Source organism: Sphaerospermopsis sp. FACHB-1094 (genome assembly GCF_014696195.1).
Lineage (GTDB): Bacteria > Cyanobacteriota > Cyanobacteriia > Cyanobacteriales > Nostocaceae > Sphaerospermopsis > Sphaerospermopsis kisseleviana.
On record NZ_JACJPT010000010.1, the window covers coordinates 76409 to 91946 of the forward strand.

At 37.6% G+C, this 15538-nt stretch carries 16 protein-coding genes and 1 pseudogene; 8 read left to right on the top strand and 9 right to left on the bottom strand.

Annotation, left to right across the window (positions count from 1 at the left end; genetic code table 11):
* The first annotated feature begins 268 nt into the window (after nucleotides 1–268).
* The gene (locus H6F47_RS04930; protein WP_096567507.1) at nucleotides 269–718 is read left to right on the top strand and encodes an anti-sigma regulatory factor; all 450 of its coding nucleotides are present in this window, start codon (nucleotides 269–271) and stop codon (nucleotides 716–718) included.
* 90 nt (nucleotides 719–808) lie between these two features.
* Here H6F47_RS04930 and H6F47_RS04935 read toward each other — a convergent pair whose 3' ends face one another.
* On the bottom strand, nucleotides 809–1069 hold the full coding sequence (locus H6F47_RS04935) for a DUF6439 family protein (protein ID WP_137667430.1): 261 nt from the start codon (nucleotides 1067–1069) through the stop codon (nucleotides 809–811).
* Between the two features lie 66 nt (nucleotides 1070–1135).
* On the opposite strand from H6F47_RS04935, the gene H6F47_RS04940 reads away from it, so the two are divergent.
* Together H6F47_RS04940 and asnS are read left to right on the top strand one after the other, a co-directional pair.
* A complete protein-coding gene (locus tag H6F47_RS04940; RefSeq protein WP_137667431.1) occupies nucleotides 1136–1480 on the top strand; it encodes a hypothetical protein in 345 nt (114 codons plus the stop codon).
* Nucleotides 1481–1805: 325 nt separating this feature from the next.
* Nucleotides 1806–3197, top strand: coding sequence for an asparagine--tRNA ligase (gene asnS, locus H6F47_RS04945; protein ID WP_190647886.1), 1392 nt, complete (start codon nucleotides 1806–1808; stop codon nucleotides 3195–3197).
* Nucleotides 3198–3401: 204 nt separating this feature from the next.
* Here asnS and H6F47_RS04950 read toward each other — a convergent pair whose 3' ends face one another.
* Entirely contained in the window at nucleotides 3402–5195 is a 1794-nt protein-coding gene (locus H6F47_RS04950; RefSeq protein WP_190647888.1) for a DUF3685 domain-containing protein, read from the bottom strand.
* A gap of 292 nt (nucleotides 5196–5487) precedes the next feature.
* Nucleotides 5488–5946, bottom strand: a complete 459-nt coding sequence (locus H6F47_RS04955; RefSeq protein ID WP_190647890.1) for a Fur family transcriptional regulator — start codon at nucleotides 5944–5946, stop codon at nucleotides 5488–5490.
* A gap of 468 nt (nucleotides 5947–6414) precedes the next feature.
* Here H6F47_RS04955 and H6F47_RS04960 point away from each other — a divergent pair, with 468 nt between their 5' ends.
* Nucleotides 6415–6897 carry a CRR6 family NdhI maturation factor gene (locus H6F47_RS04960; RefSeq protein ID WP_190647892.1) on the top strand — a complete coding sequence of 161 codons (483 nt, stop codon included), beginning with the start codon at nucleotides 6415–6417 and terminating at the stop codon, nucleotides 6895–6897.
* A 146-nt stretch (nucleotides 6898–7043) separates the two neighbouring features.
* On the opposite strand, the gene H6F47_RS04965 is transcribed toward H6F47_RS04960, so the two are convergent.
* Nucleotides 7044–8003, bottom strand: coding sequence for a glycosyltransferase family 9 protein (locus H6F47_RS04965; protein ID WP_137667435.1), 960 nt, complete (start codon nucleotides 8001–8003; stop codon nucleotides 7044–7046).
* Nucleotides 8004–8033: 30 nt separating this feature from the next.
* On the bottom strand, nucleotides 8034–8351 hold the full coding sequence (locus tag H6F47_RS04970; RefSeq protein WP_190647894.1) for a hypothetical protein: 318 nt from the start codon (nucleotides 8349–8351) through the stop codon (nucleotides 8034–8036).
* Here H6F47_RS04970 and ispD point away from each other — a divergent pair.
* The 3 genes from ispD to H6F47_RS04985 all read left to right on the top strand — a co-directional run bounded on the left by ispD (nucleotide 8317) and on the right by H6F47_RS04985 (nucleotide 10295).
* Entirely contained in the window at nucleotides 8317–9015 is a 699-nt protein-coding gene (gene ispD, locus H6F47_RS04975; RefSeq protein ID WP_096567521.1) for a 2-C-methyl-D-erythritol 4-phosphate cytidylyltransferase, read from the top strand. The two genes, H6F47_RS04970 and ispD, sit on opposite strands and share 35 nt — an antisense overlap.
* A 235-nt stretch (nucleotides 9016–9250) precedes the next feature.
* The gene (gene scpB / locus H6F47_RS04980) at nucleotides 9251–9793 is read left to right on the top strand and encodes an SMC-Scp complex subunit ScpB (RefSeq protein ID WP_190347341.1); all 543 of its coding nucleotides are present in this window, start codon (nucleotides 9251–9253) and stop codon (nucleotides 9791–9793) included.
* Between the two features lie 157 nt (nucleotides 9794–9950).
* Nucleotides 9951–10295 (top strand): DUF760 domain-containing protein, encoded by a 345-nt coding sequence (locus tag H6F47_RS04985; protein ID WP_096567523.1) that lies wholly within the window; start codon nucleotides 9951–9953, stop codon nucleotides 10293–10295.
* A gap of 40 nt (nucleotides 10296–10335) precedes the next feature.
* On the opposite strand, the gene H6F47_RS04990 is transcribed toward H6F47_RS04985, so the two are convergent.
* On the bottom strand, nucleotides 10336–11538 hold the full coding sequence (locus H6F47_RS04990) for an HhoA/HhoB/HtrA family serine endopeptidase (RefSeq protein ID WP_137667437.1): 1203 nt from the start codon (nucleotides 11536–11538) through the stop codon (nucleotides 10336–10338).
* Nucleotides 11539–11805: 267 nt separating this feature from the next.
* Here H6F47_RS04990 and H6F47_RS04995 point away from each other — a divergent pair, with 267 nt between their 5' ends.
* Nucleotides 11806–12699, top strand: a complete 894-nt coding sequence (locus H6F47_RS04995; RefSeq protein ID WP_190347342.1) for a M23 family metallopeptidase — start codon at nucleotides 11806–11808, stop codon at nucleotides 12697–12699.
* A 132-nt stretch (nucleotides 12700–12831) separates the two neighbouring features.
* On the opposite strand, the gene H6F47_RS05000 is transcribed toward H6F47_RS04995, so the two are convergent.
* The 3 genes and pseudogenes from H6F47_RS05000 to H6F47_RS27250 all read right to left on the bottom strand — a co-directional run.
* A complete protein-coding gene (locus tag H6F47_RS05000) occupies nucleotides 12832–13863 on the bottom strand; it encodes an isochorismatase (protein WP_190647896.1) in 1032 nt (343 codons plus the stop codon).
* Nucleotides 13864–14779: 916 nt separating this feature from the next.
* Nucleotides 14780–15013: a hypothetical protein gene (locus tag H6F47_RS27245; protein ID WP_199291067.1), complete on the bottom strand. Its 234-nt coding sequence runs from the start codon at nucleotides 15011–15013 to the stop codon at nucleotides 14780–14782.
* A gap of 45 nt (nucleotides 15014–15058) precedes the next feature.
* A pseudogene (locus H6F47_RS27250) lies at nucleotides 15059–15538 on the bottom strand (hypothetical protein); the annotation flags it as partial.

Here is a 15538-nt window from a genome sequence, read left to right on the forward strand (position 1 = left end):
GCGGCTACAAAGAAAGTTGAATATTTATATACTTTCCCAAAGTAATAAATAGAAACATAGAAGTTGTTAATTGTATTAGCAAAACAATTACAGCCAAATTTTAATTAAGCAATTTTCACTTATATTTAGAGTCAATGCTCCCTAGCAATTTCATAAATTTAGTTTTACAGACGCAAGTTTGAAGGCAGCATGACCACCTTAATCTTTATCAGGGTGCCGATAACAGCAAACTGATGTCTAGCTAACTAAAAGCTACGGGGTTTCTCTTGTGATTACCATTTCTCTTCGTCCACTTGGTCGCTCTTGGGGTACTATTAGTTTTGCCTCCACTCTTTATCTATGCCCAATATTAGATTTATTATTGGCAGATATTCCCACAAAATTACAAGCCGAACTGCGGCTAGGACTGCAAGAAGCCCTAGTAAACGCAGCTAAACATGGCAATAATCTTGATCCCAGTAAACTAGTAGTAGTTCGTTTTTCCTTGATAGATAATCAATATTGGTGGATTATTTCCGATCAAGGTAATGGTTTTACTCCTTGTTGTAATGCTCATAATGATCCCACCGACTTTTTACCACCAGATGAATCAGAAAACGGTCGAGGGATGTCTCTTCTGCATCAAATATTTGATCAAGTACAATGGAACCGCAAAGGAACAGAATTAAGACTTTGCAAGCAAATAGAAACTCGGCGTTTGTTATCTTTAAGAAGATAGAAAATGGGTAATGGGTAATGGGTAATGGGTAATGGGTAATGGGTAATATTATTCCCAATCACCAATCACCAATCACCAATCACCAATCCCTCAATGTTTACCGTGAGTAGGACAAGGAGGGGCAGAAATAGACTTATCTAACCAGCCTATAGCCTGTTCTAACCTAGCTTGTGCCTCTTGAGGCTCATTTTTGACCAAAAAAACCATAGCAGCCGCTACAAGCTCACTAGCGCGGGCATTGCGGTTAGACTTGAGACGATGCCAGTCATCAGGAGAAATAGTCAATTTTTCCATCAAAGCTTGGGCAAGTTCCAGAGTAGTAACATCATTTAATTGACTGGTTTGATACATAAGACTAAGTGCTGAGTTAAGAGTAAAAGTTATGATGTAATTATCATAGCCAATGACCCATCACCAATGACCAAACCAGAGGAAAACCAGCAAACCGACTTTGAAGAGGAACTAGAGGAACTAGAAACCGGACTGCGACTGTTAAAAGAAAGATATGCCCAAGTGCAACGGGATCAACAGCAAAAGGCACAATGGCAACAAGAAATTAGAAATCTCAAAGAAAATAAAAATCAGACACCAGAAATCAAAGCCGAGTTAAAACGCTTGGAAAAAGAGCTAGAAGCCCTAGAAGTTAACCTAGAAAGCCAGTTATTTTCCTGGAAAAGCCTCAACCGACCCTTTTGGCAAGGAGTTCGCTTTGGTGGTTTAGGAATTATTATAGGTTGGGTGTTAAAATCTTCGATTGGGTGATTGGTGATTGGGAAAGAAGGCAAGAGGCAATAGGCAATAGGCAATAGGCAATAGGCAAAAGTTTCTTAATTTTGACTTTTGACTTGATACCTCCCCATCTCCCGGGAGCATCCCAAATGTGTAAGTTTATTTTTTGCTTGATTTCAAGACCTGAAATGAACGAACCACGAAGGAGCGAAGGACACGAAGGTAAGAAGGAAGAGGAGAGTTTTTGGTGTTGTGGCGGTTGTTTTTGCAAAATTGGGATGCTCCCCATCTCCCCTGTTCCCTTTTCCCTGACTAAAATTAATGTTATATATAGTTAAAAAAATCCAAACTGTAAAAAATGATTAAACATCGAATTGCTGAAATATTAAGAAGTGGTCAACCAGAAGAAACCTTAACAGTACAAGGTTGGGTAAGAACCAAACGCGAATTAAAAGGATTTGCCTTTTTAGAAGTTAACGATGGTTCAAGTTTAGCCAACTTACAAATAGTTATTAATCAAGAATTACCAAACTACGAAGCCATATTAAAACAGATAAATACAGGTGCTTCCGTCGAAGTTGCAGGAATATTAGTTGCATCTCAAGGTAAAGGACAGAGAATAGAACTAAAAGCAGATGTAGTAAAAGTTTACGGAGATGCTGATCCCGAAACTTATCCTCTGCAAAAGAAACGTCATTCCTTTGAGTTTTTAAGAACCATTGCCCATTTAAGAGGTAGAACTAACTCCTTTGGATCAGTATTTCGGGTAAGAAATGCTTGTGCAACTGCCATACATCAATTTTTCCAAGAGCGGGGTTTTATGTGGGTACATACTCCCATTTTAACCGCCAGTGATTGCGAAGGTGCAGGAGAATTATTCAGTGTGACAAGTTTGAATTTAAAAGATATTCCCCGCACAGAAAATAAAGAAGTTGATTATAGTCAAGACTTCTTTGGAAAACCGACTTATTTAACAGTAAGTGGACAGTTAGAAGCGGAAATAATGGCAATGGCGTTTTCTAACGTCTATACCTTTGGTCCCACATTCCGCGCCGAAAATTCTAACACTTCTCGTCACTTAGCCGAGTTTTGGATGGTAGAACCAGAAATGGCGTTTTGTGACTTAGAAGGAGATATGAATTTAGCAGAAGATTTCTTAAAACATATTTTTAAATATGTGATGGAAACCTGTGAAGCAGACATGGAATTTTTCAATCAAAGAATTGATAATACTGTTTTAGACACTGCTAACAATATTATTAACAATCAATTTGAAAGATTGACTTATACCGATGCAGTCAAACTTTTAGAAAAAGCGGATGTAAAATTTGAATATCCTGTAAGTTGGGGTGCAGATTTACAATCAGAACATGAACGTTATTTAGCGGAACAATTGTTTAAAAAACCTGTAATTGTTACAGATTATCCCGCACAAATAAAAGCCTTTTATATGCGGTTGAATGATGATGAAAAAACCGTGAGAGCGATGGATATTTTAGCACCAAAAATAGGTGAAATTATTGGAGGTTCGCAACGGGAAGAAAGATTAGATGTGTTAGAAAAACGGGTTTTAGCCCAGGGAATGAAAACAGAAGATTTGTGGTGGTATTTAGATTTACGTCGTTATGGTACTGTACCTCATGCTGGTTTTGGTTTGGGGTTTGAAAGACTGGTGCAGTTTATGACGGGTATGGGGAATATTCGGGATGTGATTCCTTTCCCCCGTACACCACAAAGCGCGGATTTTTAATAGTTAGGAGTCTTAGGGGCGAAGTAGGGGCGAAGCATTCGGAAAATAACCTGTAATAAAAATTGATAATTTATCGGCAGAATGCTTCGCCCTTACAACAGTCAGGAGGAAAATCTCTTGATTTCTCTAGCTATTGGCAATATTTCAGCAAACCCTAAGTAAGTCGGCACGAAAAAAGAAGTTGTGCAACAAAATGTAAAATGCCTAAAAACCTCTTTCCTCCTGCCTTCTACCTTCGTTATTCTTTTGCTTGTCGCTATTACGTTTTAAAGTTTTTTCTGTGAAGGAAACACTACCAATACCTTGAAGAATACCACGGGCAACTAAACCTAAACCTCTACCAATTATTTGTGTTAATACAAATACGATCCCATTACCTAAAAAAGATAATAAAGATTGTAAACGTGGTGCGATCGCATCCCGCAATTCTAACAGTAATGTCACCGCTAAAGGGATATCGGCAAGCTTTGCTAATTCTTGGTTACGAGGAGAATAAATTGATATTTTGGCAATTCCACGAGGTGCAAATACAAATAGTTCATAGCGACTTTCAAAAATTGCCTGGGGTTCATTCACATAATTATTCAATCTGTATTTCCAAGATAAATTATTTCTAAATCTTTCAATTTCCCTTGTGGAAATTAAATGACGATCATAAAAATTTTGTTTGATGGTTTCCACATCTGCTAAAAAATTTAATAATGGTTGTAATACACCATTGGCAACTTGAATCAGTAAATTCTCTAAAATCATTGATGCTTGAGAATTTGCAGGTTCACTTCCTGCTGCATAAGATGTGTTGTCAATATATAAATCTGTTTGCCAAAGTAGATAAGAAAACAAGTCTTCTACTAAAGGAATTTTATTGAGGATTTCAGTTTCTACACCTGCTGCATTTTTCAATAAAAAAGTGACTATTTCTATATTGACATCTCCGACATTTATCCGGGAAGATTTACCGTAAAATTCGGTAATTGCTGATTCCCATAAATTAGTGAGAATCTGATTTTTTAACTCAGGTATTTGTGGAATTTCAACTTTTGAACTACGTAGATCATCTAATTTTTGAGATACTTTTTGTAAGATGATATAAAGAAGTTCTCTTTTTTTGTCTTCACGCAGAATATCAATTTCTAAAGGTATGTCTGTCAGATTTTGTAAAGAAAACTGGAGTTTATTAGTACAAGATGTAAATATTATAGATTGTAGTGCTTTTGGACTCAGTAAAGGCGGTACAACAGTTTGCATTTGTTGTGATTCTGCTTTACTAATGGCGCTATTTGAGTAAGAAATGGGTAGCGGTAATGGTTGAGATTTTTGTATTTCTTGTCTTTCTTCTGGTGCAGACAATAAGTTATTTACTAACCAACGCGCTGCTAAAAGTTCTCTTCTTTGTCCTGCCAGAATAGCTTTATCTAATAATGGTAATCCAGGAATTTTTAATTGTGCTGTAACTGCGGATATATTATTATTAATATGATTAATTCCTGTTAACCTGATATTATTTCTGAGTCTGGCAAAAGGTAAATTAGATAAAGGGAAGTTTATTTCTGTTGTTCCTAACCAATAGTAACCACCTGATGCTATTTCTTGCATGATGGGTACTAATTCTGAAATAGATATACCTTTAGGACAATAGCCATTTACACCTGTATTTTTTGCTGCTAATAACATTGCTGTTGTAGAAATAGCACTTAACAACAAAATGGGTATATGAGGATATAAAGCTTTAAGTTGTCTGCAAAATTGTAACCCTAGCTGTTGAGATTCGCTAGAACTGCCATTGCCTAATTCTAAAACTATTAAATTGACTTGGTTTTGATCCGGTGCTGCAATTTCCGCTAAAACCTGTAAGGCTGCGGTATCTGTGGGAACATCGGCTACTACTTGTAGGTGGGGAATTGTTTCTAAAGCTACCCTTAGTCCTAGACGAAAGATGGGATCTGGGTCAATTAATAATAATTGTAAATTTAAACTACTTAAAGGGCGATCGCTCATAGTCAGGTCAAATAAAAATAGAATTTTTTCCCAGCCAAAAAACCGCAGTCATCCCTAGCTGAGTCATTTCCATTTTCACCTGTTTTTGTCACTTTAATTTATCAGCAGTGATAATGTAAACCATTAGCCAGTTACTAATAGACATCTCCAGAAAAGAAATTATGGAACCTATTGATGGGGGCAGGTCGAAGCTTATGGGATATCTAGATGTCTGATTTTTCCGTTAAATTATCGCCTAAATGCTTCGCCCCTACAACTTATGACAAATTAATACATTCTATTTTGGAGAGGTCTAATGATCTTTGTGATCTGGTTGTAAGTTACGGTGTCCAAAAAAGTTGATGGTATATCCACTAATCTTGACTCCGGTTTGTGCCTCAACTTGCTGGATCAACTCTTCTGGTATTTCTATATGCACATCTAAAATTTGATTTGTATCTAAGCAGTTAACATGGCTGTGAGCGTCAGTCACATTACCATATAACCGCCCATCACAATGTTCAATACACTCAATAATACCTTGACTTGATAGAGCTTCTAAATTTTGATAAACAGAAGTATGGCCAATCTCTTTACCTTGTTGGTTTAAGCGATCGTAAATCTCTCTAGCGGAAAGATGTTCTTTAGCTTGCCATAGTAACTCTAGTATAAATCTACGCTGGCGACTAACGCGCATACCTAGTATTTGACACCGATCTAGAGCATCTTCTAAAGAACGAATTGCTTTTGTAGAAATAGCTGATTTTTGCATATTTCAGTTTTAACTGTAGGAACTGTAGGAATAGTTTTCAGATTTCATGAAAAATGATTATTTTTATACGCAGGGATATTACATATTTACAATATATTCTTTGCTTATACCTGTGTCTTTGATACGAATATCCTTGATTAATCACTGGTTTGAGCCAGTTTCGTTTTTGGTTGGTTGATGATTAATTACATCCTAACTCTAAAACAAACTCATTACAACTTTAGCTTATTAAGGCTATGAATGTCCAGGTGAGGGGTTGTATTTTGGCAAATTGTATATAAAATTTTAAATTGTCAATAGTACAAGTACCCAATCTAGAAAAAATAACACTATAAAATTCAATGTGATTAATAAGTAAATGTTGATATTTAACAAAGACAAAATAGAGTAGCATTAATACCTAAAAACTGCTACTGTTGATTCTGGATACTACTCCTAAGCAATCAAAAAAGCTGCCAAAAAAAGTCAATGACAATCACAATCAGCCTTAATAACGACGCTATAAACAATCTAGATTTGTCACCTGCATTAAAGGTAATTGAACCATTGCTGCAAGAGGAATCCATGACATCTCAGGAACAGCAATTGCGCTTTGAAATCAACTACCTACGGGAAGCAAATGATCCACGGGAACTGTCAGAAATTCCAGAGGTAAGGTTGTGGTTTGTGCGTTTAGATGCTAAATATCCCTGGTTGCCATTTTTATTAGATTGGAAAGCTGGAGAATTGGCGCGTTATGCTGCTATGCTAGTACCCCATCAGTTTACTAAAAAAGAAGGTATACAGTACAACCCTGAAGCATTAGAGATTTTTTTGATGCACAAAATTTTTATTTTAAGTAATTGGCTAAAACAGCAAAGTATTCCCACACCATTCCGACTTAAATCTTTCGCGCAAATCTTGGGTTATGAATTAGAAGATGGCTTTTTTGAAATGATTGAAAAAAGATAGGAATTTAGGAGTAGGGGCAATCCCCTCGTGGTTGCCCCAAGAGTCAGGAGTTAGAATGTTTGTCATCTGCTATATAAATTTCGGATTTTAGATTTTTCAATCAATCCAAAATCCAAAATCTAAAATCTAAAATCTAAAACTAATAGTCAACCGCCCCAGATTTTTTCTAAAACGGTTGCAGGTGCGATATCAGCGGTTTTGCCAGTGGGAGATTTAATGGCGAGGAATTTATCACTGGTGGGTAATATCTTTCCTGAGTCTGTAGAACCAAGTAGGGCGATAGTATAGGTTTGTACAGCTATAGCTAGTTGTAGGGGCGCACCGCTGAGAGAAAGCATTAAACTTGCTCCACCAATTATGGCAGTTAATTTGCCCACATCATCAATGGCAATTACTTTAATACCAGGACAAGATTCCACCAGGGAAGAAACAAATGTATCATCCTCAGTTTCTTTAATGACCACCACTGGTAAATCTGGCTGTTTGCGTTGACAATCTTGAATAATTTGTTGCCAACTAGCTACAGGATAGCTGGTATCAGCACCATTAATTTGGGATAACTTACCAGAACCACCAGAGAGCAAGATGTAACCTGTGTCATTGATACCCAAGCGTTTTTGTTGTTGTTGCGCCCATTCAATATCTGGTTTCAGTATATTTACTGCTAACGGTGGGCAAGGTGTCTTAATTCCCAGAGGTTGCAACAAATCATGATACATGGAAGGTATATATTGGGATGTATTGGGAGATACAACACTGGTGAGAAAATTTGCACCACTACCTTGGAAGCCAATGCGAGTGGGAATACCAGTCAACCAGAGAAATAAACCGACAAACCAACTTTCTCCAGCAGTGATGGCAACATCATATTCGCGATCGCGGATTGTTCCCACCAAGTTACCCCAATCTGCTAAACTATTACGATCCTTGTAATCAAAGGTCAATACCTCGTGAACTGACTTGCTCACTCGGTAGGCAGCCTTTGACCGGGGTTCCACAACGACATCTATCAAAGCGTCGGGATAGGAACGCTTGAGATCATCCAATGTGGGGAAAAAAAGAACTTGGTCGCCAATTGAACCAGGTACAAAAGCTACTACTCGCATAAATAATATATTTATTGAAGCTTATCGTCCTTATTTTATGTGAAATGGGGAATGGTAATTGGTAATGGGTGATTGGTAATTGGTAATGGGTGATTGGTAATTGGTAATTGGTGACTGGTGACTGGTGACTGGTGATTGGTGACTGGTGACTGGTGACTGGTGACTGGTGACTGGTGACTGGTGACTGATGATTGGGGAGAAATATTTACCTTCTTCCTCCTGAACTCCTGAACTCCTGCCTCCTGACTCCTGAACTCCTGACTCCTGAACTCCTGACTCCTGCCTCCTGCTATTTACAAAATCGAGGAAAATTGTGTATTTATTAATTCCGGCCGCAGGTAGCGGCAAAAGAATGGGTGCTGACCGCAATAAACTGTTATTAAAGGTTCGTTCAAAAACTCTTATTGCTTGGACTTTGTTAGCTGCGGAAGCTGCTAGTGCTATCAGTTGGATCGGAATTATTTCCCAACCTCATGACTGGGAGGACTTTAAGGCAATTTTGGCTGATTTAAAGCTAACTAAACCTGTGGAGTTTATTCCTGGTGGTGCTACCCGCCAAGAGTCGGTTTATAACGGATTACAGGCATTACCAGGAAATGCTGAACAAGTATTAATTCATGATGGGGCGCGATGTTTAGCTACACCGGACTTATTTAATGCTTGTGCAGCAGCTATTCTTCATTGTCCAGGGTTAATTGCGGCTATACCTGTAAAAGATACAATTAAAGTTGTGGGGGAAAGTGGCATAATTCAAAGTACACCCAGCAGAGAGCAACTTTGGGCGGCGCAAACTCCCCAAGGATTTGATGTTAAGTTGTTAAAAGAATGTCATGCTGATGGTGTGCGTCAAGGTTGGGAAGTGACAGATGATGCAGCTTTGTTTGAAAAATGCGGGCTTGAAGTACGGATAGTACCGGGGGAAGAAACGAATTTGAAAGTGACAACTCCTCAAGATTTGGCGATCGCAGAATTTATTCTCAGTAACAGGGAACAGGTAACTGGTGATTGGTGACAGTGAAGAAAGGAAGCGGAGCAGGGGAGGAAAATTAAAAGTCATGCATTCAAAAGTCAAAAAACAGAGAATAGGGAATAGGGAATAGGAAAAGGCAAAAGTTACAATTTTCATTTCTCCTAACTCCTGACTCCTATACGGGCGAAGCATTCGGAAAATAAACTGTGATAAAAATTGATAATTTATCGCCCGAATGCTTCGACCCTACGACTCCTGAACTTCTGAACTTTTAAATATGTCCAAGAAGAATATAGCCATAGCAATCAAAATAGAAGCGATTTTGTATTTAAAGGGTAAACCCTTATCTGTGAGTGAAATTGCCGAGCATGCTGGGTGCGATCGCCATACAGCGGAAGAAGGGATAATTGAACTGATGGATAATTATGCCCGTCGAGATAGTGCGCTAGAAGTTGTGGAAACTGCAAATGGTTATAGTTTGCAACTGCGGTCAGATTTTCATGATTTAGTACAGACTTTGATCCCTGTGGAGTTGGGTGTGGGGGCTTTACGCACTTTAGCAGCGATCGCTCTCAACAGTCCTATCCTCCAAAGTGAGTTAATAGAACTGCGGGGTTCAGGTGTATATCAGCACGTTCCTGAACTGGTAGAATTAGGATTTGTGCGTAAACGACGAGATAATGAATCCAGGTCATATTCATTACAAGTTACCCCGAAGTTTCACCAATATTTCCAAATTGATCAACTTCCTGAAGTTATGCCCAATGTAGAGAAAGAACAACAATTAGAACTAGAGTTAGATGGGACTGGTGATAGGTGACTGGGGACTGGGGACTGGTGATTGGGTAAAAAGAACTAATGACTAATGACTAACGACTAATGACCAATGACCAATGACTGATGACCATTGAATAAATGCGCTAGGCTTGTGATATGGTTTAAAGTAGAATTAGCAACTAAGCTAAGAAGAATTGCCAATGGTGTTTGATCCTGATTTTTTGAATGACAACTCTGAGGAACACACTAATCAGCTTCTGAACGAACACTTGGGGGAAAATCCGAATCAGTTATTGAAATATTTACAGCATCAATCTCCCGACGTTCTAGCCCGTGTAGCCCAGTCTGCCAGCCCAGAAATTAAACAAATCATTTCCCAGAATGTCCAAGGACTGGTAGGAATGCTCCCAGGAGAGAGTTTTAATGTGCAAGTTACTACAGACCGAGATAATTTAGCGGGTTTATTAGCCTCAGCAATGATGACTGGTTATTTTTTGCGCCAGATGGAACAAAGAATGCAATTAGAGCATTTGTCTAATCAATAGTTCCGAGTACAGACGTGATCAACTACGCCTGTACTAATAACTAATTTTGGGGATCAGTTCCTGAGCGTATTTCAAAAGTTTGAGTTTTGCCATTACGGTTAACTTCAATTTTGAAAATGTCTCCGACTTGACTCGAATCAATAATTTTCTGCAATTGGGCTGTAATTTTCACCGGTTTACCGTTGATTTTTTGAATCACGTCCCCAGGGAGCAGTCCTCCCTCCTCTGCCGGTGAATTTTTGAGAACTTTCTTAATCACAATCCCAACATCTGGCTGAATGTTGAGTGTATTGTCTTGATTCAATTGCTGTTTTTTGGTCGGTGAAAGGTCTACCATTTCAATGCCCAAAAAAGGGTGATCTGCTTTTCCTTTGGTAAATAGTTCATGAGCTATGCGGGCGGCGGTTTCAATGGGAATAGCAAAACCCAGTCCTTGAGCATCGGCGCGAATGGCAGTATTAACGCCGATGACTTCACCTTGGGCATTTAAAAGCGGTCCACCGGAATTACCAGGGTTAATTGCCGCATCGGTTTGGATAAAGCTAACCCGTTTATTGGGAACTCCTACTTGGGCGCTGGTGCGGTCGGTGGCGCTGATGATGCCAATTGTGACAGTATTATCTAAACCTAAAGGATTGCCAATTGCGATCGCCCACTGACCAGGAATTAAATTTTGTGAATTACCTAATTTCACGGTAGGCAATTTATCCGCAGGAATTTTGACTACTGCTACATCGGTGACAGTATCAACTCCCACTACCTTACCTTCAAAAGTTCTACCATCTTTGAGGGTGACTAATACTGTATCTGTTTGGGCGACTACGTGAGCATTTGTTAATAATTGACCATTTTCGCTAAGTATAAACCCTGAGCCAGTACCGCGCTCAATTCGTTCTTGGGGAATTGGTTCTTCATCTTCGCCAAAAAAACGCCGCCACATTGGATTTTTCAAAGCGTCAAAAATTGGATTTACTACTTTACGAGTAGCATTAATTCGCACAACCGCAGGACCAACTCTCTGTACAGCAGTAGCAATAAAATTTACATTATCGCCACCAGCAGAATTAGGCAAGCCCTGAGAAGGATAGGTAATCACAGATTCTGAAGGTAAAGCCGCTGTAACATTTTTCAACTCTTGAAACGAACCATTGCTGGGAAAAAATCGACTACCAAGTATACCCAGACTACTGCCCATAGCCACTAAAGACAGATAAACGGCTAATTGCTTCACAGATAACTTCATATTAATTAATTAATTAAGAATAATTGCGATCATAGTCAGACAGTTACTAAGTAAATGATCAGTGAAAAGATTAGTTAACAGAAATTGAATAATTAATACATTATTTGGGATCATCTTCAGTTTTCGGACTTTGGATTTTGGATTGACTCTGGGGTTAAGTTTGAGGACTTATACCATGAAAGAATTATCAGTCAAACAAAAAAAATGATCCCATCTTGAAAATTCCCCAACTAAAATCTAGAATTAGCTATTTCTTTCTTAGTTGACATGACTTTTCGCTATCGTCCAATGTTTCTCTGTAGCTTAATTAGCACCTTGGGGCTAATTTCCACAATGCTACAACTGCAAAGCGCGAATGCAGTACCAAGTTGTCCAACTCCAGCCTTATCGAGAATTCAAAAACATCAAGTTACTGGTGGTGAGACTTTAGATAGCATAGCCGAGCGATATAAACTCATGCCAGAAACAATTATTAACATGAATCCCTTTGTTAATAACGGTACTGTGACACCTGGTAATCAATTGCAAATTCCCCCCTTTGATGGAATTGTGGTACAAGTTCCCAGTGGTCAAAATTGGAGACAAGTGGCAGCAAATTACAAAGTTCGTCCAGATACATTGTTTGAAATTAATGGTTGTCAACAAAACCCCAGAGTTGTTTTTGTTCCTGTTTTACCAGGAATAAGAGAAAGACAAAATCGGATAATTGCTAGTTCTCCTGTAGCAAATACACCAACTTTACCATCGGCAAGTATAACCGGATATCCTTTAGCTAATTCTACAACTGTAGCTTTACCTTATGGGTGGCAAATTCATCCGATTACAGGTAAAGTTTTTTTTCATAGTGGTGTAGATTTAGTAGCAGAAGTAGGTACACCTGTGCAAGCGATCGCTCCTGGCGTGGTAGTATTTGCTAAAGATCAAGCCAGCTATGGAAAGTTAGTAATTATTAATCATGCAGGTGGATTACAAACTCGTTACGCTCAATTAGAAACCATACAAGTTAAGCTAGGACAAAATGTAAAACAGGGTGACATATTAGGAACAGTTGGTGCTACAGGTCAACCAACTTCTAGAGAACCACATTTACATTTTGAAATTCGTGCTAATGAACCCCTTGGTTGGACAGCAAAAGATCCTAAAGAATATTTAACTAGGTGACTGGGGACTGGGGACTGGGGACTGGGGACTGGTGACTGGTGACTGGTGACTGGTGACTGGTGACTGGGTAATCAATTTTATGTTTCCCAATCAACTATTAACTATCAACTGTCAACTATCAACTATCAACTATCAACTATCACCAATTACCCATTCTGTTGATTTAATAATGTGCATTCCTGCTGCTGCAAATCTGTCAAATGCTATGTTAGCTTGTTCTGTGTAGTCAACAACATCGGAAACAACAACAGGAGATGTGCAATCTTCTAACAGATAGATTTTATTTGTCAGGGTGCTATCTACCTGTTGAATTTCTGTTAATAAATCATCAATTGTCCACGCAACACAATGACTCTTAGCTTGTCCACCAATAATTACTGCATCATATTCTAAAAGTTGTTTAATCAAGTTTGTGTTTTTTTTGGCAATTGGTTTTTCATCAAATCCTGTTAAAACTTCTGGACATAAAATAGAATAATTTTCTGTTAAAGCATTTTCCCCTTTTAATTCAAATTGGGATTGACTTTGACGAGCAATACTATGATAAAATATTGCTTCTTCCACTGCGGAAACTAAAGCATGACCAATTCCTCCTAACATGGAATGATAAGGCCAAATTGTCAGGGGATATTTACCATCTTGACTGAGTTGTTTAACATAGTGAAAAGCTTGTTTTTTCAGAAGTTCATAATCTCCATTAGTCACACTATGAGCAACTGCTGGGTTAACTTGCCAAATCCCTTTTTCAATATCTGCAAAAGTGATATTAGTTTCTGCTGGTGTGGGGTGTTTTCCATCGGCATTGATCCAAAAAATCGGATGGAAAATTTGCATTGCTGTGTGAGTATCTAAGGTGGGAATAATTTTCGTAATTCTTCCCAAGTTACGATAAATAAATTCACACAATCTTTTGTTATCATCAACAGCAGCAGTTCCGCTTTGTCCACCTACATATAATTCAAATTCTGGAATACAAAAGGTGTTTTGGACATCTATTAATAATAGACAAATGCGGTTTTTATCATCTGCTGCTGGGGGAATATTATATTGTTTTGTCCATGCTGCCGCTGCTGCTGCCAATTGTTGATAAGGTACGCGGTATATTTCTCCGACTTTGTTGGGGTGGAAGTGGGGAGGAATCGGAAATTGGTTTGGTTGTGTCATGGGTTTATTTAATCTTTTTCTCTTTACAGCTATTTTCAGGTAAATGAACCACACTTTGATCAAGATTTCGCGTAAAGGTGTAATCTCCGTCAGGAGATCCCGCAGGGTAGGCGCAAAGTTAGAATTAATCTCGCTTTTTCAAAGTTCGTATATTTTGAGCATTGATAAATCCCTACACTATATAAAAGTAGACTGCAAAAAAGCTGATTTTAACCTTTTTTGTTAATTAAGTGATAAGTTTAAATTATATTAATGTTATCAATTGTTTAAATATTCCTAACTTTAAAAATTTCCTCTTTATATTTTCTTAATATTTAATTGACAATTATTTTTATTTATCCACGAGCTTGCAATACTTTCGGCGATTTGCTATAATTCTTTGAAATTTCATGATCTAGGCGTAGTATATTTTTTAATAAAAACAAAGTTTAGAAATAGCCAAAACTCTTGATTTTACGTTATTTGAGAAATAGTCAAAATCTACATAGAGAAAAAAGCGGTGATTTCGTAAACTTTTTTGCGGGTGAAATGAGAGGTTGATCCATGTCTTGTAAGAGTGTGGGTTGACAAAATAGCAGTTTTATGTATTAGGGGTGAGTGAGAGTCAAGATCAACAGTGGGAAGCGATCGATACCCAGATCCCCGATTTCTTGAAGAAGTCGGGGATCTATTCGCTCTTTTTATTAATAATTCAAAAATCATAATTCATAGATTATAAATGGCTAATTTTTTGGATCTGTAATTTATTGATAAAAACAGATATCTTGGTTTGAGGGTTGAAACCAAATTAAGGTAATTAGAAAATTGAAACAGGTAAGGAAGTAGAGAAATAAATGTAAGATAATTCAAGATAATTCAAGATAATTCAAGATAATTCAATATTTCTCTATTTCTCTACCTCTGTTTTTTTCTACTATTACTCTTGTGATGTTGGTAATTTAGAATTGACTAAATTGGTAAATTCTTCTAAAGAAGTAATTGTCATTGTTGATATCAGCAATTCTTCTAAAGCAGTTAGATCATCAATATTCTGAATATTTTTGCTCAGTATTTCGGGAACATCACCAAACTTAACTTGCAGAAGTTTAAGTATATTTTGTTGGTTAGTTCTTGCAATAAATAATTCTTCAGTAGGGGTTAAAAAAGGCATTTCTCTCTCCTTTTCATACTCGGTTATTTTGGTGAGCAATTTTTGTTATAATTCCTTAGTTAATGACATCATTTTGTCAATAAATCTAAAAAGGTTTTCAATGTCATATCTGCTGAAACCTCGCTCATATAAACTTCTAATTAATGTCCATTTCCACTGCTCCCTATCTGCGAGTTTGTTGGTAGTAGTTTTGGTTTTTAAATGTGCCATTACTAATATAGCAAAGAGATTGCTGCTTTGCTCTAGTTCTTCCCATTTGTAATCTATGAGTTTGACTGTATCAAATTTACACACAACCTCACTATTACCTAAACCGTATTGATAACAATTAGGTCGCCATGTTTTGCTTTCATCTCCTAATATGGCTAAACTAACTACTGGTTTATGGTATAAGTCAAAGGAGCGGTATTTATAGATATACATCCTTTGGGAAAATTCTTCATCGTATTGACTTTGTACTTCGATGTGAATTAATATCCAAATTTCTGTGTTATCTAGTAACCACACTTGATATAATTTATCAGC